This window comes from Roseburia porci (genome assembly GCF_009695765.1).
GTDB lineage: Bacteria > Bacillota > Clostridia > Lachnospirales > Lachnospiraceae > Roseburia > Roseburia porci.
The window spans coordinates 1-26086 of the sequence record NZ_VUNI01000017.1 but is presented as its reverse complement, the minus strand read 5'-3'; the positions used below and the strand labels follow the sequence as shown (position 1 = coordinate 26086).

General features: G+C 42.2%; 20 protein-coding genes. 1 reads left to right on the top strand and 19 read right to left on the bottom strand.

Annotated features, from left to right (window positions below; genetic code table 11):
- Positions 1-38 precede the first annotated feature (38 nt).
- The gene (locus FYJ75_RS10040; protein ID WP_154430314.1) at positions 39-419 is read left to right on the top strand and encodes a hypothetical protein; all 381 of its coding nucleotides are present in this window, start codon (positions 39-41) and stop codon (positions 417-419) included.
- A 126-nt stretch (positions 420-545) separates the two neighbouring features.
- On the opposite strand, the gene ppdK is transcribed toward FYJ75_RS10040, so the two are convergent.
- The 19 genes from ppdK to leuB all read right to left on the bottom strand — a co-directional run bounded on the left by ppdK (position 546) and on the right by leuB (position 25621).
- Positions 546-3188 carry a pyruvate, phosphate dikinase gene (ppdK, locus tag FYJ75_RS10035; RefSeq protein ID WP_154430313.1) on the bottom strand — a complete coding sequence of 881 codons (2643 nt, stop codon included), beginning with the start codon at positions 3186-3188 and terminating at the stop codon, positions 546-548.
- A gap of 196 nt (positions 3189-3384) precedes the next feature.
- On the bottom strand, positions 3385-5736 hold the full coding sequence (gene hemC, locus FYJ75_RS10030; protein WP_154430312.1) for a hydroxymethylbilane synthase: 2352 nt from the start codon (positions 5734-5736) through the stop codon (positions 3385-3387).
- A 19-nt stretch (positions 5737-5755) separates the two neighbouring features.
- Entirely contained in the window at positions 5756-6982 is a 1227-nt protein-coding gene (hemA, locus tag FYJ75_RS10025; protein WP_154430311.1) for a glutamyl-tRNA reductase, read from the bottom strand.
- 31 nt (positions 6983-7013) lie between these two features.
- Complete coding sequence (hemL, locus tag FYJ75_RS10020; RefSeq protein WP_154430310.1) at positions 7014-8306, bottom strand: glutamate-1-semialdehyde 2,1-aminomutase; 1293 nt, start codon at positions 8304-8306, stop codon at positions 7014-7016.
- Positions 8307-8327: 21 nt separating this feature from the next.
- Complete coding sequence (gene hemB, locus FYJ75_RS10015; RefSeq protein WP_154430309.1) at positions 8328-9296, bottom strand: porphobilinogen synthase; 969 nt, start codon at positions 9294-9296, stop codon at positions 8328-8330.
- Positions 9297-9299: 3 nt separating this feature from the next.
- On the bottom strand, positions 9300-9938 hold the full coding sequence (locus tag FYJ75_RS10010) for a precorrin-2 dehydrogenase/sirohydrochlorin ferrochelatase family protein (protein ID WP_235907078.1): 639 nt from the start codon (positions 9936-9938) through the stop codon (positions 9300-9302).
- Positions 9939-10017: 79 nt separating this feature from the next.
- Positions 10018-11406: a glycine--tRNA ligase gene (locus FYJ75_RS10005; protein ID WP_154430308.1), complete on the bottom strand. Its 1389-nt coding sequence runs from the start codon at positions 11404-11406 to the stop codon at positions 10018-10020.
- A gap of 37 nt (positions 11407-11443) precedes the next feature.
- The gene (locus tag FYJ75_RS10000; RefSeq protein WP_154430307.1) at positions 11444-12244 is read right to left on the bottom strand and encodes a hypothetical protein; all 801 of its coding nucleotides are present in this window, start codon (positions 12242-12244) and stop codon (positions 11444-11446) included.
- 112 nt (positions 12245-12356) lie between these two features.
- Positions 12357-13139 carry a DNA repair protein RecO gene (recO, locus tag FYJ75_RS09995; RefSeq protein ID WP_154430306.1) on the bottom strand — a complete coding sequence of 261 codons (783 nt, stop codon included), beginning with the start codon at positions 13137-13139 and terminating at the stop codon, positions 12357-12359.
- Positions 13140-13145: 6 nt separating this feature from the next.
- The gene (locus FYJ75_RS09990) at positions 13146-13304 is read right to left on the bottom strand and encodes a hypothetical protein (RefSeq protein WP_154430305.1); all 159 of its coding nucleotides are present in this window, start codon (positions 13302-13304) and stop codon (positions 13146-13148) included.
- 100 nt (positions 13305-13404) lie between these two features.
- A complete protein-coding gene (gene era / locus FYJ75_RS09985) occupies positions 13405-14310 on the bottom strand; it encodes a GTPase Era (RefSeq protein WP_154430304.1) in 906 nt (301 codons plus the stop codon).
- A 30-nt stretch (positions 14311-14340) separates the two neighbouring features.
- Complete coding sequence (locus FYJ75_RS09980; RefSeq protein ID WP_154430303.1) at positions 14341-17256, bottom strand: insulinase family protein; 2916 nt, start codon at positions 17254-17256, stop codon at positions 14341-14343.
- Between the two features lie 105 nt (positions 17257-17361).
- Positions 17362-17565: a cold-shock protein gene (locus tag FYJ75_RS09975; RefSeq protein WP_154430302.1), complete on the bottom strand. Its 204-nt coding sequence runs from the start codon at positions 17563-17565 to the stop codon at positions 17362-17364.
- Positions 17566-17691: 126 nt separating this feature from the next.
- Positions 17692-18582: a mechanosensitive ion channel family protein gene (locus FYJ75_RS09970; RefSeq protein ID WP_154430301.1), complete on the bottom strand. Its 891-nt coding sequence runs from the start codon at positions 18580-18582 to the stop codon at positions 17692-17694.
- A 109-nt stretch (positions 18583-18691) separates the two neighbouring features.
- A complete protein-coding gene (locus FYJ75_RS09965; protein ID WP_154430300.1) occupies positions 18692-19855 on the bottom strand; it encodes a phosphoglycerate dehydrogenase in 1164 nt (387 codons plus the stop codon).
- A gap of 1 nt (position 19856) precedes the next feature.
- The gene (gene serC, locus FYJ75_RS09960) at positions 19857-20939 is read right to left on the bottom strand and encodes a 3-phosphoserine/phosphohydroxythreonine transaminase (RefSeq protein WP_154430299.1); all 1083 of its coding nucleotides are present in this window, start codon (positions 20937-20939) and stop codon (positions 19857-19859) included.
- Between the two features lie 125 nt (positions 20940-21064).
- Entirely contained in the window at positions 21065-22756 is a 1692-nt protein-coding gene (gene ilvB, locus FYJ75_RS09955; protein WP_154430298.1) for a biosynthetic-type acetolactate synthase large subunit, read from the bottom strand.
- 27 nt (positions 22757-22783) lie between these two features.
- Positions 22784-24451 carry a dihydroxy-acid dehydratase gene (gene ilvD, locus FYJ75_RS09950; protein ID WP_154430297.1) on the bottom strand — a complete coding sequence of 556 codons (1668 nt, stop codon included), beginning with the start codon at positions 24449-24451 and terminating at the stop codon, positions 22784-22786.
- A gap of 69 nt (positions 24452-24520) precedes the next feature.
- Complete coding sequence (gene leuB / locus FYJ75_RS09945; RefSeq protein ID WP_154430296.1) at positions 24521-25621, bottom strand: 3-isopropylmalate dehydrogenase; 1101 nt, start codon at positions 25619-25621, stop codon at positions 24521-24523.
- Positions 25622-26086 lie beyond the last annotated feature (465 nt).

The window sequence follows — 26086 nt, the reverse complement described above, 5'->3', positions numbered from 1 at the left end:
TAAATAGTACCATTTCACTACAAAGGAGGGTATATACTATGCGTAAAAATTATGAGAAACCGGTAATTTCAATTCTCTCAGGAACATCGGAAGGTATTTATGCCGCCAGTGGATCTTCTGGCACATTAAATGTAGTTTATTCCGGTGTATGGGATCGTTGGACATCCGGTGGAAAAGGCTTGGCACAGGTTTCCTGGGATAAAATTAACGGAACGATTACTCTGACCGTAACCCTGAACGATTCCATCGATGATGCTGAAACAAACGATGCCACCGTCCAGAAAACAATATCCGGACGCACCGTAACCTTTACCTTTGCAAGCACTGCTACCAATCCGCTGACACTTGGCTTCCATCTAAACCATAATACCAGCATTGACAATCTTAAGATAGAAAGTTTTGACTATTCTGTAACCTAAAACATCTGTAAGGTACGCTCTCTGGTGAGTGCGATAAGCTGTCCCAAAAGCCTATTTAGCAAAACCCCCTCACACCTTGATTGATGTAAGGGGGTCTTCTATATAGACTGATTAACTCTCTATATTCTATTTGTTCTTCTGGGCAATCGCTGCCTGTGCTGCCGCAAGGCGGGCAATCGGAACACGGAACGGTGAGCAGGATACATAATCCAGTCCAATTTCATGACAAAACTCTACGGATGATGGATCTCCTCCATGCTCTCCACAGATTCCGCAGTGAAGATCTGGTCTGGAGGCTTTGCCTTTCTCAATTGCCATCTTCATCAGCTGTCCTACACCGGTCTGATCCAGTTTTGCGAACGGATCACTCTCAAAGATCTTGGCATCATAATAAGATTCCAGGAATTTACCGGCATCGTCACGTGAAAATCCGAATGTCATCTGTGTCAGATCGTTTGTTCCAAAGCAGAAGAACTCTGCTTCTTTTGCAATCTGGTCAGCAGTAAGACAGGCTCTTGGGATCTCGATCATGGTACCTACTTCATATTTAAGATCTATGCCGGCTTTTGCAATCTCCTCATCTGCAGTATCCACAACAATCTGTTTTACATACTTTAATTCTTTTACTTCCCCAATCAAAGGAATCATAATCTCCGGAACAAGATTCCACTCCGGATGTTTTCTGGCAACATTGATTGCAGCCCGGATAACTGCTGCTGTCTGCATTTTTGCGATCTCCGGATATGTAACTGCAAGACGGCATCCACGATGTCCCATCATAGGGTTAAATTCATGCAGACTGTCGATGATTGTCTTAATCTCCGCAACCGTCTTTCCTTTCGTATCAGCAAGTTTTTGAATATCAGCTTCATCTGTCGGAACAAATTCATGAAGAGGTGGATCAAGGAAACGAATCGTAACCGGATCTCCTTCCATAGCTTCATATAACTGTTCAAAATCGCCCTGCTGCAATGGAAGAATCTTTGCCAGTGCCTTTTCACGTTCCTCAACGGTGTCTGAGCAGATCATTTCACGGAATGCATCAATACGATCTCCTTCAAAAAACATATGCTCGGTACGGCAGAGTCCAATTCCTTCTGCACCAAGTTCACGTGCCTTTTTCGCATCTCTCGGTGTATCTGCATTGGTACGGACTCCCATTCTGCGATATTTATCTGCCCAGTCCATGACACGCTTAAATGTACCCGCTATTGTAGCGTCCACTGTTGCAATCTTTCCTTCGTATATATTACCGGTCGTACCATCGATGGAAAGCCAGTCTCCCTCATGGAATTCTTTTCCTGCAAGTGTGAAACGTTTATTCTCTTCATCCATTGCGATATCACCACATCCGGATACACAACAGGTTCCCATTCCTCGTGCAACAACAGCCGCATGGGATGTCATACCACCACGCACCGTCAGAATTCCCTGTGAAGCCTTCATTCCGGTAATATCCTCCGGAGAAGTTTCAAGACGTACCAGAATCACCTTCTCGCCTCTGTCTTTCCAGCTTTCTGCATCTTCTGCCGTGAATACAATCTTACCACAGGCTGCTCCCGGAGATGCTCCTAATCCTTTTCCGATTGGCGTAGCCTCTTTCAAAGCCTTCACATCAAACTGCGGATGCAACAATGTATCCAGATTACGTGGATCGATCATCGCAACAGCTTCCTCTTCCGTCTTATGTCCTTCATCCACAAGATCGCATGCGATCTGAAGTGCAGCCTGAGCTGTTCTTTTTCCATTTCTGCACTGAAGCATATATAATTTACGGTTCTCAACCGTAAATTCCATGTCCTGCATATCATGATACCGGTTCTCAAGAATCTCGCACACCTTTAAGAACTCTGCATATGCTTCCGGGAATTCCTGTTCCATCTGGGCAATCGGCATCGGTGTACGTACACCGGCAACGACATCTTCTCCCTGGGCATTCTTCAGGAATTCTCCCATCAGTTTTTTCTCTCCGGTTGCCGGATCACGTGTAAAAGCAACACCAGTACCAGACTCATCATTTAAGTTTCCAAATACCATCGGCATGACATTAACTGCCGTTCCCCAGGAATATGGAATATCATTATCTCTCCGGTATACATTTGCACGAGGGTTGTCCCAGGAACGGAATACAGCCTCTACCGCAAGCTTTAACTGTACAACCGGATCTGCCGGGAAATCTTCTCCCAGCTGTTTCTTATATTCTGCCTTGAACTGTTCTGCCAGCTTCTTCAGATCGGCTGCAGTCAGGTCAACATCGTATTTTACCCCTTTTACTTCTTTCATCTTGTCGATCAGCTGTTCAAAGTATTTTTTCCCGACTTCCATGACAACATCCGAAAACATCTGAATAAATCTTCTGTATGAATCGTATACAAAACGTTCAAATTCCGGATTCGGATTTGCAGCGATCATCGCTGCAACAACATCATCATTTAAGCCAAGATTCAAAATCGTATCCATCATTCCAGGCATAGAAGCTCTTGCTCCCGAACGAACGGATACAAGTAATGGATTTTTCAAGTCACCGAATTTCTTACCGTTGATCTCTTCCATCTTACTGATGTGATCCATAATCTGCCCCATGATCTCATCATTAATCTGTCTGCCATCATCGTAATATTTCGTACAGGCCTCTGTAGTAATCGTGAATCCCTGCGGTACCGGTAATCCAAGATTGGTCATTTCCGCTAAATTTGCACCTTTTCCACCAAGAAGTTCCCGCATATCAGCATTTCCTTCAGTGAACAAATAAACCCATTTGTTTGACATTCGACAATTCCTCCTATTAAATTATATTTTCTGTCGAATTAATTAGAACAATGTCCCAACTAATACATTATATATTGTGTGATATTTGTGCAATATCTCCACAAGCTTCATTGTATCACACTTCTTTCTTTTGGCAAGTAGTCATTTTTGTTTTTCTGCAAAAAAAGAAAGCAGCCAAAGCCGCTTTCTTTTTTGTCTATTCCAATAACAAATCCATCATATTCTCATATCCAGCGTCCGATGCCTGTCTGATATGTTTCACTCCCAGTTCTTTTAAAGCTTTCGTACACTGTGGTCCAATGGATATGCATTCCGGAAGTTCTTTCAGTTGGTCCGTCTTCCATCCTCCCAATACACGCTCTGCAGATGATGCACAGGTAAAAAGTAATGCATCATACTGCCGGTATGTCTGTTGTTTTATCTTCGTATCAAATGGAACTGTCATATTTTCATAGACATCGATTGCTCTGATATGGCAAAACTGCTCTAACAATTCCGAAAGATGGTCTCTTGCATTCTCCGCTTTCAGATACCAGATCCGATCTGTGTCACATACCTTTTCTTTCATGGCTTCTGCCAAAGACGTTCCATCATGCTGCAACGGAATAAAATCCGCACAGATTCCATAATCCTTTAACACTTTTGCAGTTGCATTTCCAACTGCCGCAATCTTCACATTGCCCAGTGCTCTTGTATCCAGGCCGCTGGAATACAGGCTTTCAAAAAATGAAGTGACACCATTTCTGCTTGTAAAAATCATCCAGTCAACCGATTGCAGTTCTTCTTTCCGAAATGTCAGCTGCTTTGATACGATCTCTCCAACGGTTACCTCATCCACCACTGCTCCCTGTTTTTTCAAAAGCCGTGTAAGTTTTGATTCACCGGTTCCAATTTTTGGCACAAGGTAATGTTTTCCAAAAAGTGGACCATTTTCAAAGAAATCCAATTCATCCCGAAGGTTCACAACATCACCAACCACAATAAGTGCAGGCGAAACGATCCCATCCTTCTTTGCCTTATCTGCTATATCAGCGATTGTTCCAATCGATGTTTTCTGTGCACAGCACGTTGCATTCGATATAACCGCCACCGGTGTATCGGACGGCATTTTTGCTTCCATCAGCTTATCCATCAGAGTTTTAAGCACACTAAGTCCCATCAGAAATACTTTGGTTTCTTTGCTCTTTGCCATCGATGCAAAATCAAGATCCGACAGTTCATCTTTCCTGCTGTGTGCAGTGACAACATGAAATCCATTCGAAATTCCCCGATGTGTGATCGGTATTCCGGCATACGCCGGTCCTGCAATTGCTGAAGTAATTCCCGGAATAACGGTAAAAGGAACTCCGTGTTCTTTTAAGAAAATTCCTTCTTCTCCTCCACGTCCAAAAACATAAACGTCTCCGCCCTTTAAACGGACAACGTGCTCATACTGCATTGCCTTTTCTACCAGAAGTTCATTGATCCGTTCCTGTGGCATCGTATGGTGATGATTTTCTTTTCCTACATAGATCCGTTCGCATTCCGGGTCTGCCTCTGCCAGAAGTTCAGGCGCGGCAAGCCGGTCATAAATAATACAATCCGCCTTCTGAATTGCCTCAAGGCCTTTTCTTGTAATGAGTCCGGGATCTCCAGGTCCTGCCCCCACAAGTGCTACATTTCCTGCAATCTTCCTGCGGATCTCCTTCGCTGCACATTTTGCAAGTTCTTTCGGATTATTGCCCTTCTGGTGTGAAAAAGCAATTCTGCTTCCATCCTCATTTCCATACATCGCATGTAATTCAAAGCTTCCATCTTCCGCTTTTCTGCATGCAGCTCCTACCGGGATATGACAATCTCCACCGATTTCTGCAAGAAATCCTCTTTCTGCAATCGCCTCTTCATTGGTGTCTGGATCTGCCAGAACATCCAGTTTTCTTTCAAGTTCTGTATGATCTGCCTTTATTTCAATTGCCAGAATTCCCTGCGCCGGAGCATGGATCATTTCTTCATCATCCAGATACTGTGTGATCACCTCTTCGAGCCCAAGTCTTTTCAATCCTGCTGCGGCAAGAACGATTCCATCCAGTTTCTGTTCCTGCATTTTGCGAAGTCTGGTATCAACATTTCCACGGATATCCACGATCTGAAGATCCGGTCTCATCGCCATAAGCTGAAATGCCCGTCTTTTACTTCCGGTTCCGATCACAGCATGCTCTCTTAGACTGCTAAGACTCTTTGCCTCTCTCAATATAAGAACATCTCTTGGATCTTCCCTCTTCCATGCCCTGGTAAAACACAGGCCCTCTTCCGGATATGCAGGCATATCTTTCATGCTATGTACACCGATCTGTATCTGATCATTTAAGATCTGATCTTCGATTTCTTTTACAAAAAGTCCTTTCGCACCGATCTGATTCAACGGGCGATCCTGTATCTGATCCCCCTTTGTACTGATGATTTTTAATTCGTACTCATCTTCCGGATATGCTTCTTTCATCTTCTTTTGAACGTATTTTGCCTGTACCAGTGCAAGTTTTGATCCTCGCGTTCCAATGATATATTTCATATTTCGGGTTTCCTTCCTCTTATATCTGAAAGAGCTCTTTTACAATTTCTTGATACTTATCCTGCTTTTCTCTGGTATCCAGCTGTTTTAATTCTTGGATCGGTTCTCTGAGAAGTCTGTGAAGTGATGCATTTAACACTTTTTTTATGATTTTCTGTTCTCTTGCAGAAAATTCAATCTTACGGTTCAGATATTCATAACTGTCCTGAACGATCTCATCACACCGGAGCTGTAAAGATTCTATCGTGGAATCCATCCGGCTGCTTAAAAGCCATTCTTTTGTCTCTTCGGTAGCTTCCTGGATCATGCCTTTGCTGATCTCCACAAGTCTTTCCCGTTCTTTCTGATTGTTCTCTACGATCTTACTTAGGAAATCAAGGTTCAGGATTGTTACATTTTCCCGCCCCTGTAATGCCGTGTCAATGTCACGTGGAGCTGCCAGATCAAGAAATGTAATCGAATGATCGGTAACCAGTTCATCCGCCCGCACAATCACATGTGGTGCGGATGTTGCAGATACAACGATATCGCATTTTTCCATGATCTGATAACGCTGTTCAAATTCTACAACCGTCAGTTGTGGGAATTCCTGTAATAACTCCTTCGCATGTGCTGTTGTCCTGCTGCAGATCATTACATTTCCAGCACCATATTCATACAGGTAATGAAGTGCAAGTGTCGATGTTTTTCCGCTTCCGATCACAAGAACCGTCTTTCCTTCTATTTGGCATACTTTCTCCAGCTGCTGAATTCCAACATAACTTACCGATAATGGTCTTTCGCTTATTTTTAATTCTGTCTTGATCTTTTTCGCACAGGTTACAGCATCACGGACAATCTTATTCATTTCTTTTCCGCTGTATCCCATTGCCTTCGAAAATTCCAGAGCGTCTTTTACCTGTCCCAGTATCTGATCCTCTCCAAGTACCAGCGATTCCAGTCCCGCCGCAATGCGGAACAGATACTCGATCGCTTCATTCCCATCCAGCGTAAGCAGCAGATCTTTCAGCTGTACTTCCTGAAATGTATCAAGATACAGCTTTTTTACTGCCTCTTTTTCTTCTGCCTTCCGATATAAAAAATATACCTCGCTCCGGTTGCAGGTTGATAATATCATACACTGCTCAATCCCGATTTTTTCAGCATTCTGGAAAAAGTCGATCTTGTCAACATCGGTAAAAGATGTCTTATCCCGAATATCCAATGGTGCATTTTTATAATTGATTCCTATATATCCAAATCTCATGGATTTCCTCCTGATGTCATACCGCTTTTATCTACTCATGCATGTTTTCCATACATTCCTGCAGTAATCTGCATGTACGTGTGATATCTTCATCGGTATGTGCATCAGATACAAACATTGCCTCAAATTGCGAAGGCGCCATGTAAATATCATGATCCAGCATAAATCCAAAATACTGTGCATATGCGTTCAAATCAGAACGAACCGCGTCTTCATAATTTTTCACGCCTCCCGGAGTAAAGAAAATGCTCATCAGAGAGCCGATCTGGTTGACGGATACTTTATCACCTGCTGCATTTCTTACTGCATCTGCAAGTTTTTTCGTTTTCTCTTCCAGGCGCTTGTAGATTGCCGGATCATTCTTTAATATTTTTAATGTTTCGATTCCGGCAGCAGTTGCAATCGGATTTCCGGATAATGTTCCAGCCTGGTATACCGGTCCGTCCGGAGAAATCATACGCATAATATCTTCTCTTCCACCATAAGCACCAACCGGCATTCCACCTCCGACAATCTTGCCGAGTGTCGTCAGATCCGGTGTTACATGGAAATACTGCTGTGCACCGCCAAGTGAAAGCCTGAATCCGGTAATTACCTCATCAAAGATCAGAAGTGCTCCATATGCCTCTGTAATCTCTCTGAGGAAAGGAAGGAAATCATCCTCCGGAAGTACAACTCCCATATTTGCGGCAACCGGTTCCACAATAACAGCTGCAATCTCATCCGGGTTTGCCTGAAACAGTTCTTTTACAGATTCCTTGTCGTTATATGCCGCAACCAGTGTGTGTTTTGTATAATCAGCTGGCACTCCCGCACTGTCCGGAACCGATGTTGTAAGCGCTGCAGATCCGGCTTTTACAAGAAGTCCATCCGAATGTCCATGATAACATCCCTTAAACTTAATGATTTTGTCTCTTTTCGTATATCCCCTGGCACAGCGGATCGCACTCATAACCGCTTCCGTTCCCGAACTTACCAGACGGCTGACCTCCATAGACGGCACCAGTTCTGCGATCAGCTCTGCAATTTCAACTTCTCTTGGTGTTGGTGCACCAAAGGTAAGTCCCATATCGCACGCTTCTTTTACTTTCTCGATCACACGAGGATCGGCATGACCAAGGATTCCAGGTCCCCAGGAACATACATAGTCGATCATTTCATTGCCATCTACATCGGTGATTCTGTCACCTTTTGCAGATACCATAAATCTCGGAGTACGGCCCACTGCCCCAAATGCACGAACCGGACTGTTTACTCCTCCCGGAATCCGGAGTTTTGCTGCTCCGAAATACATTTTTGATTTTGTATCTGTTTTCTTATCCATATAAACCTCTTCTTGCTCTTTTTATTTTTCTTCTTTGATCCAGCGCGCAACATCGAGTGCATGATATGTAATGATCATCTTTGCACCTGCACGTTTTAAACCGACCATATTTTCCATAACGATCTTCTTCTCGTCGATCCAGCCATTTTCAGCAGCCGCTTTCACCATTGCATATTCTCCGCTGACATTGTATGCAACGATTGGAATATTGTAATTCAGTGATATTTCCTTAATGACATCCATGTAGGCAAGCGCAGGCTTTGCTATGATCATATCTGCACCTTCCAAGATATCTTCCTCAACCTCTCTGAGCGCTTCCTGTCCGTTTGCAGGATCCATCTGATAAGTTTTCCGGTCTCCAAATCCCGGTGCCGAATGTGCCGCATCACGGAATGGTCCGTAGTATCCGGAAGCAAATTTCGCACTGTAGGAAAGAATCGGAATATTGATAAATCCATTCTCATCAAGTGCCTCACGGATTGCAGCGACGCGCTTATCCATCATATCACTTGGTGCAATAATATCTGCACCAGCCTGTGCGTAAGTAACTGCAGCTTTTGCAAGAAGCGGCAGTGTTTCGTCATTTAAGATCTCTCCGTCACGGATCAGTCCACAATGGCCATGGGATGTGTACTCACACAGACATACATCTGCAATTACTAAAAGATCCGGGTATTCTTTTTTCATCAAGCGGATTGCTTCCTGAACGATTCCGTGCTCATCATATGCACCGCTTCCCACTTCATCCTTATGATCGGGAATACCAAACACAAGTACTGCATTTATTCCAGCTTCCACGACACGGTCAAGTTCCTCACCGATACGATCCAGGGAATACTGATAGATTCCCGGCATCGATTCCACCGGATTACATATATTTTCTCCTGCGATCACAAAGACCGGATAAATCAGTTCATCAATTCTGACATGTTCTTCCCGAACCATGCTCCGCAAAGCTTCTGTTCTTCTTAATCTTCTTGTTCGATCCATTTTTCACGACTTCTTTCTGTATTTTTCTATGATCTTATCTATTTGTTTTCTGTCCGGAAGTTCTTCCTGTTCCAAAAACATCTCCAGAATCTTCCGGTACACCTGTTTTCTGTTTTCTTCTCCTTCAACTGCCTGCTTCACTTCCGCCCTGACACTGCCAAGGAGTTCTGTAAGTTCTCCCAGTGGTTCATTTAAAACAGTCTTCGTTTCATCCTTTAAGTACTGGGTGATTACCGGACTTTTCCCACTGCTTGAAAACGCAGCCACCAGATTCTGTTCTTTTATGTATGACGGAAAGATAAAGGTGCAGTCTTCAATCTGATCCACGGCATTCACCGGGATTCCCTTTGTTTTACATGTTTCCGCAATCTCATGATTCAGCACCGGATCATCCGTTGCTGCTATTACAAGCGTCTGATGCTCCAGATCACGTTCCTCATAATCCCGCTCGATCAGTCTGACACTTTCTGTCTTTCTGATTTTATCACATATTTTTGAGGCAATGACTGTAACTTTTGCTTCAAAATCATTCAACACGCATACTTTTCGATATGCGACCCTGCCACCACCTATGATCAGGCATTCTTTCTCTTTCAGATCCACAAACATTGGAAAATATGCCATATCTGTCCCTTTCTGCAAAAAATGCATACATCCTCTGACAGCTTCAGGTGATGTATGCATTTCTTTCTCTATTGATTACGCCTGTAACCTGTCATCTTTAGAAAGTGAATTTCTCTGCAAAATATGCATCCAGGTCTGCAATCTTAATACGTTCCTGTTTCATGGTATCACGATCACGTACCGTAACTGCTCCATCTTCTTCGGAATCAAAGTCATAAGTAACACAGAATGGAGTACCGATCTCATCCTGTCTGCGATAACGTTTACCAATTGTTCCTCTGTCGTCAAATTCACAGTTGTATTTCTTGGACAACTGGGCAAAGACTTTCTCTGCACCCTCATTTAATTTCTTGGATAATGGAAGAACACCTACTTTGATTGGTGCGATTGCAGGATGGAAATGGAATACGGTTCTTACATCTCCGCCTTCTAACTCTTCCTCATCATAAGCAGAGCATAAGAATGCGAGTACCACACGATCTGCTCCAAGTGAAGGTTCAATAACATATGGGATATATTTCTCACCCTTTGCATCATCAAAGTATGTAAGATCCTGTCCGGATACATTCTGATGCTGTGTAAGGTCATAATCGGTACGATCTGCGATTCCCCATAATTCGCCCCATCCAAATGGGAATAAGAATTCGATATCTGTTGTTCCCTTTGAGTAGAAACATAATTCCTCTGCAGAATGATCACGCAGTCTCATCTCATCCTCTTTGATTCCAAGAGAAAGTAACCAGTCACGGCAGAATGCTCTCCAGTACTGGAACCATTCCATATCCGTTCCAGGCTCACAGAAAAACTCTAATTCCATCTGTTCAAACTCTCTGGTACGGAATGTAAAGTTACCCGGTGTGATCTCATTACGGAATGATTTACCGATCTGTCCGATACCAAATGGAATCTTCTTGCGTGATGTTCTCTGAACGTTTTTAAAGTTAACAAAGATTCCCTGAGCTGTTTCCGGTCTTAAATATACTGTATTTTTAGCATCTTCCGTAACACCCTGGAATGTTTTGAACATCAGGTTAAACTGACGGATATCTGTAAAATTGTGTTTTCCACAGCTTGGACATGGTACATTATGTTCTTCGATAAAGTTCACCATCTTCTCGTTGGACCAGCCATCTACAGAACCATCTAATTCAATACCATTTGCTCCTGCGAAATCCTCGATCAGTTTGTCTGCACGAAAACGTTCGTGACACTCTTTACAATCCATAAGAGGATCAGAAAAACCTCCAAGATGACCGGAAGCAACCCATGTCTGCGGATTCATAAGAATTGCACAGTCCACACCAACGTTATATGGGTTCTCCTGAATAAATTTCTGCCACCATGCTCTCTTTACATTATTTTTAAGTTCTACGCCCAGGTTACCATAATCCCATGTATTTGCTAATCCGCCGTAAATCTCAGATCCCGGATAAACAAATCCTCTTGCTTTTGCTACCTGTACGATTTTGTCCATGGTTTTTTCCATAACATGTTCCTCTCATTCTCTATAATATTGTTTGCTTTTATTTATATATAATATATGTGTATACATTGGAAAACTCATCCGAGGTATCTTCGTTCTCTTCCTCTTCCGGGAAATCAAATGTAACCGAAGTTTCCTCTTCTGTTCCGGTCAGCATCTCATCGTCATCCACACTTCCGGATTCCTCAGTCTCTGTCACTTCGGTAACTGCTTCTGCAGCTTCCGTCTCCTGTGTCCCGGCTTCGCTTTCCTCTGCTTTGCTTAACAGATTCTGCCCTTCCCGGATTGAAACAGTACTTTTATCCTTCAGTGACGTATTCTGTGTCGAAAGATAACAGATCTTTCCTTTCACATTTACATCCAGATTTGCTTTCACGATCACAACCTTTAAATCATCGTCCAGAAACTCAGAGGAGTCAACCGCCTCTCCTGCTTTTCCATCTTTTACCGATGCAAATTCTGTATCAAAACGGTAACCTGCGGCAAGTGCCTCCGCAATTGTTCCCGTAAAGAGCTCTTCTCCATTAAATCCACTGTATGCTTTTGCATCCTTATATTCCAGCGTCAGTACCGCTGAATTATCTTTTACGGAAAGTTCTTTTAACTTTACTGTATTTTTGCCATTTTCAGATGTATATTTGTCAATGGTTTCATTTACATATTTCTCAAGTCCATCTTTGTCATAGGTATTTTCGTCAAAATCCTCAACATCGGTAGAAACGATCTTACCATGCTTTTGCACGAATACTGTACTTTCCTCTGCGGAATAAGATGTTCCACAGCCCGCCAGCATTGTCACACATAAAGCAATCACAAGACAGATTGCCGAATACTTCTTCATGTCTTCCTCCCAGCTATATGTTCTGATACGTTCTGCCTGCAAAAACTTGCATACACTACCGCGTCAGTCCATGCTATTATACACTTTTCATTATCTGATTTCAACCGCAAGCTTATGATTCCGCGGAATTCTCCCGCGTACTCATCGCCCACAATTCTTTCTGCTGTTTCAAAATCTCCATCGATTTAAAACGATGATGCACATACTGATCCATATATTCTTTCATGATCTGCGTAAGTTCAACAAGAACTTCATCGGACAACCGAAAAGAATACAGCCGCTCAATCGAAGAAGATACAATATACTGAAGCGCGTAACGCGTCGATTCCGAAATCAGCATTCCAGGAACCAGCTTCCCGCAGGTACTGCAAAATGTCCCGCCTCTTTTCACAGAAAAAATATTCAGATTTTCTGTTTTGTGGCAATGCATACAGGAAAACACGTCCGGTCCTTCACCGTTTACCGTCAGAGCTTTCAGTTCAAAAACAATCTTTACCAGCTGATTTTTATATGCGCTGCTTTCCAATGCCCGAAGCGACTGATAAAGCAGCTTCAGCATATCTTTTTCATCGTTGTTCTCCTGACAGAAATACTCCGCAAATTCCAAAAAATAAAAGCCATAGTATACGGCCTCAAGATCCATCGTCAGATCACGAAAATAATTATGTATCGATGCTTTCGAAAGATTATATGCAGTTTTTCCTTCAAACAGTTCAAATTCACCAAAAGAAAAAGGATTCGTCGCAGCAAGGAGCTGGCTGTTTGGCCGTCTTGCTCCTCTCGCAAATGCTGTGATCTTTCCTCTTTCTTTGGTCAATATCGTTATTCGTTTGTCATATTCTCCGATCGGCATAGCCGTTAAGACCATGCCGGTCAGTACCACCTGTTGTGACATACTTTTTCATCTTTCTTCCTGCCGGCTCTGCTGATCCGGCGTCCATGCATTTGTTTCCAATACTTCCTGCCGGTTTGGCCCGCCTTTGTCCATTTTGTCTGTACAATAATTCAGATAATCGGTAACTTTTCCCGTCTGCCAGAATACATCCCAGGTTTTCTCCATCGCTTCATCCTCCATCCATCCCATGTATTATGTGGATTTACTAATAGGATTCGCTTTCCCGGTAATACTATCCTCGTGAAAAATTGGAAACCGGCACTTTTTAGTCTTCTTCCCGATATCCAAAGTTCTTAATCAAAAAGTCACTGTCCCTCCAGTCTTTCTTAACCTTGACCCAGAGTTTCAGATTGACCTGTGCATCCAGAAGTCTTTCCATCTCATATCTTGCATTTGTTCCAATCTTCTTCAACATGGAACCCTGTTTTCCGATAATGATTCCTTTATGGGAATCTTTCTCACAGACAATCGTTGCATCAATGTCAATGATATTCCCTTTTTTTCTTTCCTTCATCTGATCGATTGCTACAGCAATTCCATGTGGTATCTCGTCATTCAACGCATGAAGTGCTTTTTCACGAATGATCTCCGCACAGATTGCTCTCTCCGGCTGATCCGTGATCGTATCTTCATCATAAAACTGTGGTCCGTATGGAAGATATTTAAAAATGCTGTCGATCACATCATCCGTATTCTGTCCGCGAAGTGCAGAAGTTGGAATAATTTCCGCAAAATCATAAATTTTGCGGTATGTGTCAATGTATTCCAGAATCTTTTCTTTTTCGACAGTGTCCACCTTATTGATCACTAAGATCACAGGTGTCTTTACCTTTTTGAGCTGTTCCGCAATATGCTGTTCTCCTGCCCCGATAAAATTCGTAGGCTCAACCAGCCACAGAACAACATCGACTTCATTTAAGGTCTTCTCTGCAACGTTGACCATATATTCACCCAGTTTGTTTTTCGCTTTGTGGATTCCAGGCGTGTCCAGAAAAATGATCTGTCCACGATCCATGTCTGTATATACGGTCTGAATACGATTTCTCGTTGTCTGCGGTTTGTTGGAGGTGATTGCGATCTTCTGTCCGATGAGTCGATTCATCAATGTAGATTTTCCAACATTTGGTCTGCCAATAATTGTAACAAATCCTGATTTGAAACTTTCGTTCATATTTTCTTCCTTTTCTCTATCTGTTCTTTATTATAAACTTGTTACTTTATCAAATAACTGTGCTTCCTTTTGAATTGCATCCTCATTACCGATCACACATATGGATGGATCCTGAAGAACTGACTGGATCATATCTGCAAGTGCACGGATGTCCTCAGCAGTTGCATTTCTTACTTCATCTCTGTCTTTCTGAAGCATTTCCTCGGTCAGATTCTGGAGATATGCATTCATGGATCGTGCTCCTTTTCCTTCCGGATAAAGCGGAGTATCCATGCTGCTGAATGTTCCGATGATATATTTTGTCATATCTCTCTCATCTGCCTGGAATTCACGCAGATATTTTGGAATACCATCATAGATTTCTAATGTCTTTAACAGATTCGGATCACGATAAGACACAAAATATGTCTCTCCTGAACGGAAAAATCCACTCATGCATCCATATGCTCCACCTTTTACCCTGACATTAATCCAGAGATAATCATAGCTGAGGATCAGTTTCAGGATGCGTAATGCTCCAGTGTAATGATAACCGTGATCTGCAAAATTACCTACTTTGGCAACATACTGGATCTGTGAAGCGTCTGTAAATGCCTCATTGCTTCTCGCAAGTGAAATTCTGGCTGCTTCGTGAGCCTTTTTGCCTGCAGGCTGCTTCTGCAATGCCTCTTTCAGAATCGGTTCTGCATATTCAAAAGCTGCCTGATCTCCGGTAAAACTGATCAGAAGTCTCTCTGTTCCAAAGATTTGATCGATCAGCTGTTTTAATTTTGCGATCAGGGTCTGTTTTTTCTCATCAAAATGCTCTTCCAGATCTTTTACTGTTTCGTAATATGTGATTCCGTTTGTCGCATCCAGATAATATGCGTACTCTGAGAATCCGGCAAGCGCTCGCATCGAAGAAACGGAATGTCCTGCACTGCTTAAGCTCTGCTGCAGTCTTGCCTTGCTCTGCGCCAGAATCTCATATAAACGCTTCTCATCGTTCATGTTTGAGGAAAGCAGGATCTCGTTTACAATGGACATAGTTTCTTTCAGGCTGCTCTCCAGTGTCTTGATCCTTACTTCAAATTTCACCTGAAGTGTAGCTTCTTTCTCTCCATTCGGATAGATTCCCATTCCGCAGTTGATTCCACCGGAATAAATATTGATGGCGTTTGCAAGATCTGCATACGTATATGTTTTTGTATCTACATATCCGAGAAGTGCTTTTAAAACTCCAAGATACGGAATATCTTCCGCCGGAATATCCGACACATCGTACATCAGTGTCAGATAATCAATTCCATTTGTCGCAACATCATGGCAGATTGTTTTTATTCCGGATATCTGTTTTTCAATATTGCTGAGTGGAAGGATTTCCTTTCTCATATCCTCTCTGGAAAGCATTGGAATCTTTTCCAGTTCTTCTTTCGGAGAAGGCTCTTCCTGGTATTCTTTCAGATGTTTTGTGTCTTCGATCAGCTGATCGATTTCCTCATCCGAAAGACTGTTTTTGTATTCTGCAAGCTTTTCTTCCAGTTTCTGATCCATCTTCGCATTCAGGCCTTTTTCCGGAACGATCGTAACGATTGCAGCATGTTTGTTATTCAAAAGATATTCTTCGATCAGATTTTCGAAATAACCGGTGTCCACCTGTTCTTTCAGGAAACGGAATGTATCAAGACACTGCAGATGCATAAATGGTTCCATATCCTCAAACAGCCAGCTGTCCAGGCACTGGATACCATAAAGCAGTCCTTTCGGGAACTGTCCAAAATCAGCCTCACGGAAACGGAATTCCGAACTGTTGATTCCTGCAAGCAGCGCTTCCCGGTTGATGCCATTCTTTACAAGATCCTTTAATGTCTTCTGAATAATCTCTAAAAACTGCTCCTTTTCGGAAGCATTGGCATTTTTCGCAACGATCGAAAATACCGGCTGAAGTGATCCGCTGTCAAACCCTCCGGAAATATCTTTTCCAATTCCCGCATCAATCAGCGCTTTCTTTAATGGTGCTCCAGGTGCACTTACCAGCGCATAATCTAAAATATCAAACGCCTGATACAGCTTACGGTCAAGCACATTAGCCACGCTCACATTATAGGACAAATACGTTTTATTCTCTTCACTCTCTCCTGCAGAGATTGGATATTTTGTTGTCACATCCACTTTCTCATCAAACGCTTTCTGAAGCGGAATTGTAGAATCAAGTTCAATTCTGTCGTATCTGCTCAGATACTCTTTATCCATCCAGTCAAGTTTCTCTGCCATATCCATATCTCCGTAGAGATAAATATATGAATTTACCGGATGATAATATCTTCTGTGGAAATTCAGATATTCTTCATACGTCAGATCCGGAATATGTTCCGGATTACCACCCGAGTTCTTGCTGTACGTATTATCCGGATATAATGCACGGTAAATCTCCTGCTGCAGGATTTCATCCGGTGAAGAATAGGCTCCTTTCATCTCATTATATACAACACCGTTTATGGTAACCAGTGCATCTTTGGATTCGAGCTCGTAATGCCAGCCTTCCTGTTTGAAAATCTCTTCATGTTTATAAATATTCGGATTAAATACCGCATCCATATAAACATCCACAAGATTCTGGAAATCCTTGTCATTGCAGCTTGCAACCGGATAAATTGTCTTGTCCGGATAAGTCATGGCATTTAAAAACGTATTTAATGATCCCTTGACCAGCTCTACAAACGGGTCCTTGACCGGGAATTTCTGTGAACCGCAAAGTACCGTATGTTCGATAATATGCGGAACTCCCGTTTCATCCTCCGGTGGCGTACGGAATCCGATATAAAATACTTTATTTTCATCTGTATTTGAAATCACGGCCACACGTGCGCCGCTCTTTTTATGCCTTAAAATATAACCTGTCGACTGTATATCAGTAAGGTTCTCTGTTTTTAATATCTCGTATGCTTTTAATTCTGATAACTGCATTTCATTTCCTCCTATTGATTTTATGATTATATCCCATTTTCCATGTTTTCACAACAAAAAAGGAGCCATCCATCGGGATGACTCCAGGTTACAGTCTATATTTGATTAATTCAGACGAGTAACGTTTGCTGCCTGTGGTCCTTTGTCCCCATCAACAACTTCAAATTCTACCTGCTCGCCATCTTTTAATTCTTTAAATCCATCCATATTTAATGCTGAAAAATGTACAAATACATCTTTTCCTGCCTCATCTGAGATGAAACCATAACCCTTTTTGGCGTTAAACCATTTTACTGTTCCCTGTTGCATAACTTTAAAAACCTCCTAATACAATAATGCCAAGAACATAATTTGTTCACAAGATTTAGACTAGCACATTTTACGAATTATGTCAACACAATCCTAATATGTATTGTATAATGTGTATAAATTTTCTCATGAATTTTTGACCTGGACATCCAGTTGCGGATAAGGGATCGAAATTCCATTCTCATCCAGCGCATTCTTGATATTTTCTGTCATTCTCCATTTTGCAGTCCAGTAATCTGATGTTTTTACCCAGACATGGATTCCCATATTAACAGAACTGTCTGCCAGTTCTGATACAAAAACATCTTTTGCTTCTTCTGTAAGCACTGCCGGCTCCGATGCGATCACCTGCTCTAATACCTTTTTCACCTTCGCCAGATCGGACTCATATGCAACTCCGACGACAATATCCACACGCCGTTTTTCCATTCTTGTCACATTGGTAATGCTGCTGTTTGAAAGAGAGCCGTTCGGGATCAGGATCATACGGTTGTCGATGGTAAGAAGCTTCGTATAATAGATCGTAATTGCGGAAACCGTTCCCTCATCTCCACTTCCGTTATCAATGATATAATCCCCTACTGCAAACGGTTTTAATAAAAGGATCAGAACGCCTCCTGCAAAATTCTGTAAGCTTCCCTGAAGCGCAAGTCCTACTGTAAGTCCTGCAGAACCAAGCACTGCAACAACCGAACCAGTTGTAACTCCAAACTGTGACAGAATAATCATACATAATACAAAATAAAGCGCATATTTCACAAGGGAGCACAAAAAGGTAATGACACCTGTTTCGGTATTTCCTTTTTCCATCGTTTTGCGCAGCATCTTTACAATGACGCCAATGACTTTGATTCCCACCAGTAAGATTACCACTGCAATCACTAGCTGGATCAGAAAACTCAAAAGATCCGGAAGTATATTTTTAAAATATGTGACAACCACTCCAGGATTCTCTGTAATTTCATTGATTGCGGTTTCCTCTGTTCCCAGAACCGTCAATATTGTATTACGATACATTTTGTGACCTCCTATCAGCCTTTTATGTTTATTCCCTATCTTAACATAAAACTTCCCCGCATGAAAAGAAGAAAAATCTGCCTTTCGATGCGGGGAATAAACGTACCTCTTATTTAATTACACGAACTCTGAGTACACCGTCAATTGCCTTTAATTGATTAACAACTTCCTCGGTAACCGGAGAATCTACATCGATCAATGCGTATGCATAATCTCCTTTTCCTTTGTTCGTCATATCAGCCACATTGATATCTGCATCTCCAAGGATGGTAGAGTACTGACTGATCATTCCTTTTACATTCTTATGAAGAATTCCAATACGTCCTGCAGTCAGACATGCTCCCATGTTACAATCCGGGAAGTTTACAGAATGAACGATATTACCATTTTCCATATAGTCACGGATCTCGCGGACTGCCATGATTGCACAATTGTCTTCTGACTCTGCTGTGGATGCGCCAAGATGAGGGGTAACGATGCATCCTTTTGCGCCAACTGTTGTTGTATTCGGGAAATCAGATACGTATTTCTTGATCTTTCCTGCTGCAAGTGCGTCAACCATTGCTTCCTCATCAACCAGAAGATCTCTTGCAAAGTTTAAAACAATTGCTGTAGGTTTCATCATTGCAATTGCATCTGCATTTATCATCTTCTTTGTTGAATCCAGAAGTGGAACATGGATTGTAATGATATCGCACTCTTTATAAATATCTTCCACATTGCTGATATGTTTTACGCTTCTTGAAAGATTCCATGCTGCATTTACGGAGATATATGGGTCATATCCATATACATCCATTCCCATATGTACTGCTGCATTGGCAACCAGAACACCGATTGCTCCAAGACCGATCACACCAAGCTTCTTGCCGGAAATCTCAGTTCCTGCAAAGTTCTTTTTCTGTTTCTCGGCAGTTTTTGCAATGTTCTCATCAGACTGGTTTGCAAGACACCAGTCGATTCCGCCTACGATGTCTCTGGATGCATAAAGCATTCCTGCAAAAACAAGTTCTTTTACACCATTGGCATTTGCTCCCGGTGTATTGAAAACAACGATACCTTTTTCTGCACATTTATCCAGTGGAATATTATTTACTCCGGCTCCGGCTCTTGCGACTGCAAGAAGATCATCCGGAAGATCCAGATCATGCATTGCTGCACTTCTTACGAGTGCTGCCTGTGCATCTTTTAAATCGTCTACTTTTTTGTATTCATCAGAGAAGAGGTCTAAACCAACTCCTGCAATTGGGTTTAAGCATGTATACTGATACATATTACGCATTCTCCTCCTCAAACTTCTTCATAAATTCTACAAGCTTCTCAACGCCCTCTTTTGGCATTGCGTTGTAGATGGATGCTCTCATTCCGCCTACGGTACGATGACCTTTCAGGTTTTCAAATCCAGCTTCTTTTGCTTCTGCAACAAATTTTGCATCCAGATCTTTGTCTCCTGTAACGAAAGGAACGTTCATGAGTGAACGGTCTTCTTTCCGTACCGTTCCCTTGAACAGTTTGCTCTGATCCAGGAAATCATATAAGATCTTGGCTTTCTCTTCATTGCGTTCTTTCATAACAGAAAGTCCGCCCATCTTCTTTAACCATTTAAATACTTTACCACAAATGTAAATGTTATAGCATGGTGGTGTATTGTAAAGGGAATCTGCATCTGCCTGTGTCTTCCATTTCAGAAGTGTTGGTGTTCCAGGAAGTACATCATCTGTAATCAGATCCTCACGGATAATTGCGATTACCACACCTGCCGGTCCAACGTTCTTCTGAACACCGCCGTAGATTACACCATATTTTGTTACGTCTACAGGCTCAGATAAGAAGCATGAGGAAACATCTGCAACAAGAAGTTTTCCTTTTGTATTTGGGAGCTTTTTATATTTTGTTCCGTAAATTGTATTATTTTCACAAATATATACATAATCCATATCATCGGTGATTGGAAGATCGGAACAATCCGGAATATAGGAAAAAGTCTCGTCAGCCGACGAAGCAAGTTCCACAGCCTCACCATAAATTTTAGCTTCCTGAAATGCTTTCTTAGCCCACTGACCAGTAATGATGTAGCCTGCTTTACGGTTCTTCATAAGGTTCATAGGAACCTCAGCGAAAAACTGGGAAGCACCACCCTGTAAGAATAAAACTTTATAATTATCAGGGATATTCATTAATTCTCTCAGATCAGCTTCTGCTTCTTTGATAATGTTATCGTATACTTTGGATCTGTGGCTCATCTCCATTACCGACATTCCACTTCCTCTGTAATCTAACATTTCATCAGCAGCTTCCTGTAAAACTTCTTCAGGTAAAACTGCCGGACCTGCAGAGAAATTATAAACTCTACTCATTTCCAACTTCCTCCTCATATATTCTTTATTTACTCGTAAAAATGAATTTCATTAACAGGTACTTTTATTTAGTCCCTTGTTAATTGTTTAACACTTTATCACAATAGTGTAAAAAATTCAAGTACCTATTTGTTTTTTTGTTTTTCTAATAAATCCTGCTCGTCAAATGATTCATTGATTGGAGCTCCCGGTGCAACCATCGGCCATACTTTGTCATCTGAATCGATAATGCAGTCTATCACATATGGTTTCTTCGCCTGAAGTGCTTCTGTAAATGCTTCCGCAAACTCCTGCTGTGTAGTTACACGTTTTGCCTCTGCCCCCATTGCCTCTGCAAGGCGGACATAATCCACACCATCATCAAGAACCGTCGCCGAATAATGCTTCTCATAGAAAAGTGTCTGCCACTGGCGTACCATTCCAAGTACATGATTGTTCACAATCACCTCAATAAGAGGCAGCTTTTCTCTTGATGCCGTTGCAAGCTCATTCATGTTCATACGGAAACATCCGTCGCCGGCAATATTAATGACCTGTTTATCCGGATTGGCGGTCTGCGCACCGATTGCTGCTCCAAGACCATATCCCATTGTGCCAAGTCCGCCTGATGTAAGGAGTGTTCTTGGTCTGGAATATTTATAGTACTGTGCAGCCCACATCTGATGCTGGCCTACCTCTGTAACCATGATTGCATCTCCATGTGTCATCTCATAGATTTTCTCAATGACAAACGGACCGCTTAATCCTTCTTTGTTATAAGTCATCGCATATTTTTTATTATATTCTGCGATATGCTGCATCCATTCCGTATGTTTCTGTGGCTCAAGTTCGTCATTCAGACGTTTCAGAATCTCTTTTACATCTCCGATCACACTTGCATCCACAATAATATTTTTATTTACCTCTACCGGATCAACATCAAATTGAAGGATCTCAGCCTGATCTGCGAAGAAATTCGGATTGCCGATTACACGGTCTGAAAAACGCACACCGATTGCGATCAGAAGATCACATTCGCTGACTCCGAGATTGGATGTTTTTGTACCATGCATTCCAAGCATTCCTGTATAATTCGCAGAGGTTCCATCATATGCGCCTTTTCCCATCAATGAATCACATACCGGTGCATCCATCTTTTCCACAAATGTTTTAAGTTCCTCACTTGCGCCCGAAATAACAGCGCCTCCACCTACAAAAATATATGGTTTTTTTGCTTTACGCAGCATTGCAAGTGCAGTGTCAAGATTCTCTTTTGTAATCGTATTTGTGATTCTCTCCGGAATTTTCGGGCTTACTGCCGTATATTCTGTTGTCTGAGCCGTAATATCCTTTGGAATATCAACAAGAACCGGGCCTGGTCTTCCCTTTCTTGCAATCTGAAAAGCTCTCCGGATCGTATCAGCAAGTTTTGTAACATCCTTTACAATAAAATTATGCTTTGTGATCGGTGTTGTAATACCAGCAATATCGATTTCCTGGAAGCTGTCTTTTCCAAGTAACGGAACGGTAACATTACAGGTAATTGCAACCATCGGCACAGAATCCATATACGCAGTTGCGATTCCCGTAACCAGGTTCGTAGCACCAGGACCCGAGGTTGCAAAGCAGACCCCGACCTTTCCTGTGCTTCTTGCATATCCATCTGCAGCGTGAGACGCTCCCTGTTCATGAGAGGTCAGTACATGTCTGATCTCGCTGCTATGCTTATATAATTCATCGTAAACATTTAAAATTGCACCGCCTGGATATCCGAAAACAGTATCCACGCCCTGCTCTTTTAAGCATTCAATTATGATCTCTGCTCCTGTTAAATTCATCGTCTAACCCTCTTTATCTATATATGATTATTTTTCAAGAGAAAGAACTGCTCCTCTATTTCCAGATGTAACCAGGGAAGCATAACGTGCCAGGTATCCGGTTGTCACTTTTGGCTCTCTTGGCTGCCATTTTGCTTTTCTCTCTGCAAGGACTTCATCCGGAACATCCAGATTCAGTGTCATCTCCGGAATATTGATCTTAATAATATCGCCTTCTTCCACCAGTGCGATCGGACCTCCGACAGCAGCTTCCGGTGAAACATGACCAATCGAAGCACCTCTTGAAGCACCGGAAAAACGACCGTCTGTAATGAGTGCAACGGAAGATCCAAGTCCCATTCCTGCAATTGCAGAAGTTGGATTCAGCATTTCTCTCATTCCAGGACCGCCTTTTGGTCCCTCGTAACGAATTACAACAACATCGCCTTCCACGATTTTTCCGCCTTTGATTGCAGCGATTGCATCTTCTTCACAGTCAAATACTCTTGCAGGACCTTCGTGTACCATCATTTCATCCACAACAGCCGAACGTTTTACAACACCGCCATCCGGAGCCAGATTGCCTTTTAATACTGCAAGACCACCTGTCTTGGAATATGGATGGTCAACCGGACGGATAACTTCCGGATTCTTGTTTACGGCATTGGCAATGTTCTCTCCGACTGTCTTTCCGGTAACGGTCTTACATTCGGTATTCAATAATCCAATATCTGCAAGTTCTTTCATAACTGCGGAAACACCGCCTGCCTCATTTAAATCTTCCATGTAAGTAGGACCTGCCGGTGCAAGATGACAGAGGTTTGGTGTTTTCTCACTGATCGGGTTGGCAAAAGAAATGTCAAAATCAAATCCGACTTCATGTGCAATAGCCGGTAAATGAAGCATGGAGTTTGTAGAGCATCCAAGTGCCATATCTACGGTAAGTGCATTTAAAATTGCATCTTTGGTCATAATATCTCTCGGGCGGATATCCTTACGGTACATATCCATAACTGCCATACCTGCATGTTTTGCAAGCTTAATTCGCTCTGAATATACTGCTGGAATTGTTCCGTTTCCAGGAAGTCCCATTCCAAGAGCCTCTGTCAGGCAGTTCATGGAATTTGCTGTATACATTCCTGAGCAGGAACCACAGGTCGGACATACTTTTTCCTCAAACTCTTTTACATCTTCTTCACTCATTGTTCCTGCAGCATAAGAACCAACTGCCTCAAACATAGAAGAAAGGGATCTCTTCTGTCCGTGTACGTGGCCTGCAAGCATCGGTCCTCCGGAAACAAATACGGTAGGAACATTGATTCTTGCCGCTGCCATCAGAAGCCCCGGCACGTTCTTGTCACAGTTTGGAACCATAACAAGTGCATCAAACTGGTGTGCAAGTGCCATACACTCTGTCGAATCTGCAATCAGATCTCTTGTTACCAGCGAGTATTTCATTCCAATATGTCCCATTGCAATACCATCGCATACCGCAATTGCCGGGAATACAACCGGAACTCCTCCGGCTTCTGCGACTCCAAGTTTTACTGCATTTACAATTTTATCAAGGTTCATATGGCCTGGCACGATCTCATTATAAGAGCTTACGATACCAACCATCGGTTTCTGCATCTCTTCTTCTGTGAATCCCAGTGCATTAAACAGACTTCTGTGAGGTGCCTGCTGGATTCCTTTTCTTACATTATCACTTTTCATATCTTATCCGCCTTTCTAAGTTATGGGTATTTTTATTATTATAAGTGAACTTTATATAAAATACAATCCTTATACCCGGGCAGCAATAAGGTCTCCCATCTCTGCTGTTTTCACCTGTGTGATTCCCTCTTTCGACTCTCCGGCCTGCGGCATAATGTCGATTGTGCGGTATCCTTCTTTCAGTACCTGTTTTACTGCCTGTTCAATGGCATCTGCTTCCTTGTCCAGATCAAATGTATAACGAAGCATCATCGCTGCACTTAAAATCGTTGCAATTGGATTCGCAATGCCTTTTCCGGCAATGTCAGGTGCTGATCCGCCACTTGGCTCATAAAGTCCGAATTTGGTATCATTTAAGCTTGCAGAAGATAACATTCCAATTGATCCGGTTACCATACTTGCCTCATCGGAAAGAATATCTCCAAACATATTCTCTGTCAGGATGACGTCAAACTGTTTTGGATCTTTTACAAGCTGCATTGCACAGTTATCTACTAACATATGCTCATAGCTTACTTCCGGGTAATCTTTGGCTACTTCCTCTACGATTTTTCTCCAGAGTCTGGAGGAATCGAGCACGTTTGCCTTATCTACAGAAGTCACCTTTTTTCTTCTCTTCATTGCAATGTCAAATCCGCGTTTTGCAATACGACGGATCTCATTTTCATTGTAAGTCAGGGAATCCATAGCCGTCATAACGCCATCAATTTCTTCCGTCCTGCGTTCTCCGAAATACAGTCCTCCGGTAAGTTCTCTCATGATCATCATGTCAAATCCATCGCCAATAATGTCATCGCGCAGCGGACATGCTGCTTTTAATTCCTTGTAAAGATATGCCGGTCTTAAATTTGCGAATAAATTCAATGATTTTCTCAGCTTTAAAAGACCTGCTTCCGGTCTGAGTTCCGGAGCAAGTTTGTACCATGGTGAAGTTGATGTATTACCACCAATTGATCCCATCAATACCGCATCCGATGCTTTTGCAGCTTCGATTGCCTCATCGGTAAGCGGCACCCCTGTTGCATCAATGGAACATCCTCCCATCAGGATTTCTGTATATTGAAATTTATGTCCATATTTATTTCCAATCTGTTCTAATACTTTCTTTGCTTCCGTAACGATTTCCGGTCCGATACCATCTCCGGAAATGACCCCGATCTTACAATCCATTTCACGTAACCTCTCTTTTCCATAAATTTTTGTTAATAATATAATCATATAGCAAATATATATGCTTTTCAACTGATTCGGCTATGGCACTTTTTCATGAGTTGCATAACTGACATTTATAGAATTATCAGTTAGTATTCCATTTACGCATATTGAGAACTTACTCTGCAAAGCAAAAGGGGCTGTGAAAAAAGAATAGTCCCGCATAAAAAAGAAAGACCAAGAGTTTTGCAATGAACTCAAGGGTCTTTCTTTGTGTTATAATTAACTTACCATGAAAATTAATAACATAATCTATTCTAACCCAAAACAGGCAGTTTTGCCAATACTAATTCAAAATTATCTGGACATTTGTGATCCGGTGCTGACATTTGACAGATTTATGGGAGAAATCGAACTGGAGAAATATCTGAAAAATATTCCGCAACATCATACAGGAAGACTCAGATATGACCCGGTCAGCAT

Bases quoted from the DNA above. Each gene is read 5' to 3' on its own strand.
- FYJ75_RS10040 (WP_154430314.1), top strand. From the start codon at position 39: ATGCGTAAAAATTATGAGAAACCGGTAATTTCAATTCTCTCAGGAACA.
- ppdK (WP_154430313.1), bottom strand. From the start codon at position 3,188: ATGTCAAACAAATGGGTTTATTTGTTCACTGAAGGAAATGCTGATATG.
- hemC (WP_154430312.1), bottom strand. From the start codon at position 5,736: ATGAAATATATCATTGGAACGCGAGGATCAAAACTTGCACTGGTACAG.
- hemA (WP_154430311.1), bottom strand. From the start codon at position 6,982: ATGAGATTTGGATATATAGGAATCAATTATAAAAATGCACCATTGGAT.
- hemL (WP_154430310.1), bottom strand. From the start codon at position 8,306: ATGGATAAGAAAACAGATACAAAATCAAAAATGTATTTCGGAGCAGCA.
- hemB (WP_154430309.1), bottom strand. From the start codon at position 9,296: ATGGATCGAACAAGAAGATTAAGAAGAACAGAAGCTTTGCGGAGCATG.
- FYJ75_RS10005 (WP_154430308.1), bottom strand. From the start codon at position 11,406: ATGGAAAAAACCATGGACAAAATCGTACAGGTAGCAAAAGCAAGAGGA.
- FYJ75_RS10000 (WP_154430307.1), bottom strand. From the start codon at position 12,244: ATGAAGAAGTATTCGGCAATCTGTCTTGTGATTGCTTTATGTGTGACA.
- recO (WP_154430306.1), bottom strand. From the start codon at position 13,139: ATGTCACAACAGGTGGTACTGACCGGCATGGTCTTAACGGCTATGCCG.
- FYJ75_RS09990 (WP_154430305.1), bottom strand. From the start codon at position 13,304: ATGGAGAAAACCTGGGATGTATTCTGGCAGACGGGAAAAGTTACCGAT.
- era (WP_154430304.1), bottom strand. From the start codon at position 14,310: ATGAACGAAAGTTTCAAATCAGGATTTGTTACAATTATTGGCAGACCA.
- FYJ75_RS09980 (WP_154430303.1), bottom strand. From the start codon at position 17,256: ATGCAGTTATCAGAATTAAAAGCATACGAGATATTAAAAACAGAGAAC.
- FYJ75_RS09975 (WP_154430302.1), bottom strand. From the start codon at position 17,565: ATGCAACAGGGAACAGTAAAATGGTTTAACGCCAAAAAGGGTTATGGT.
- FYJ75_RS09970 (WP_154430301.1), bottom strand. From the start codon at position 18,582: ATGTATCGTAATACAATATTGACGGTTCTGGGAACAGAGGAAACCGCA.
- FYJ75_RS09965 (WP_154430300.1), bottom strand. From the start codon at position 19,855: ATGTATCAGTATACATGCTTAAACCCAATTGCAGGAGTTGGTTTAGAC.
- serC (WP_154430299.1), bottom strand. From the start codon at position 20,939: ATGAGTAGAGTTTATAATTTCTCTGCAGGTCCGGCAGTTTTACCTGAA.
- ilvB (WP_154430298.1), bottom strand. From the start codon at position 22,756: ATGAATTTAACAGGAGCAGAGATCATAATTGAATGCTTAAAAGAGCAG.
- ilvD (WP_154430297.1), bottom strand. From the start codon at position 24,451: ATGAAAAGTGATAATGTAAGAAAAGGAATCCAGCAGGCACCTCACAGA.
- leuB (WP_154430296.1), bottom strand. From the start codon at position 25,621: ATGGATTGTAAGATCGGGGTCATTTCCGGAGATGGTATCGGACCGGAA.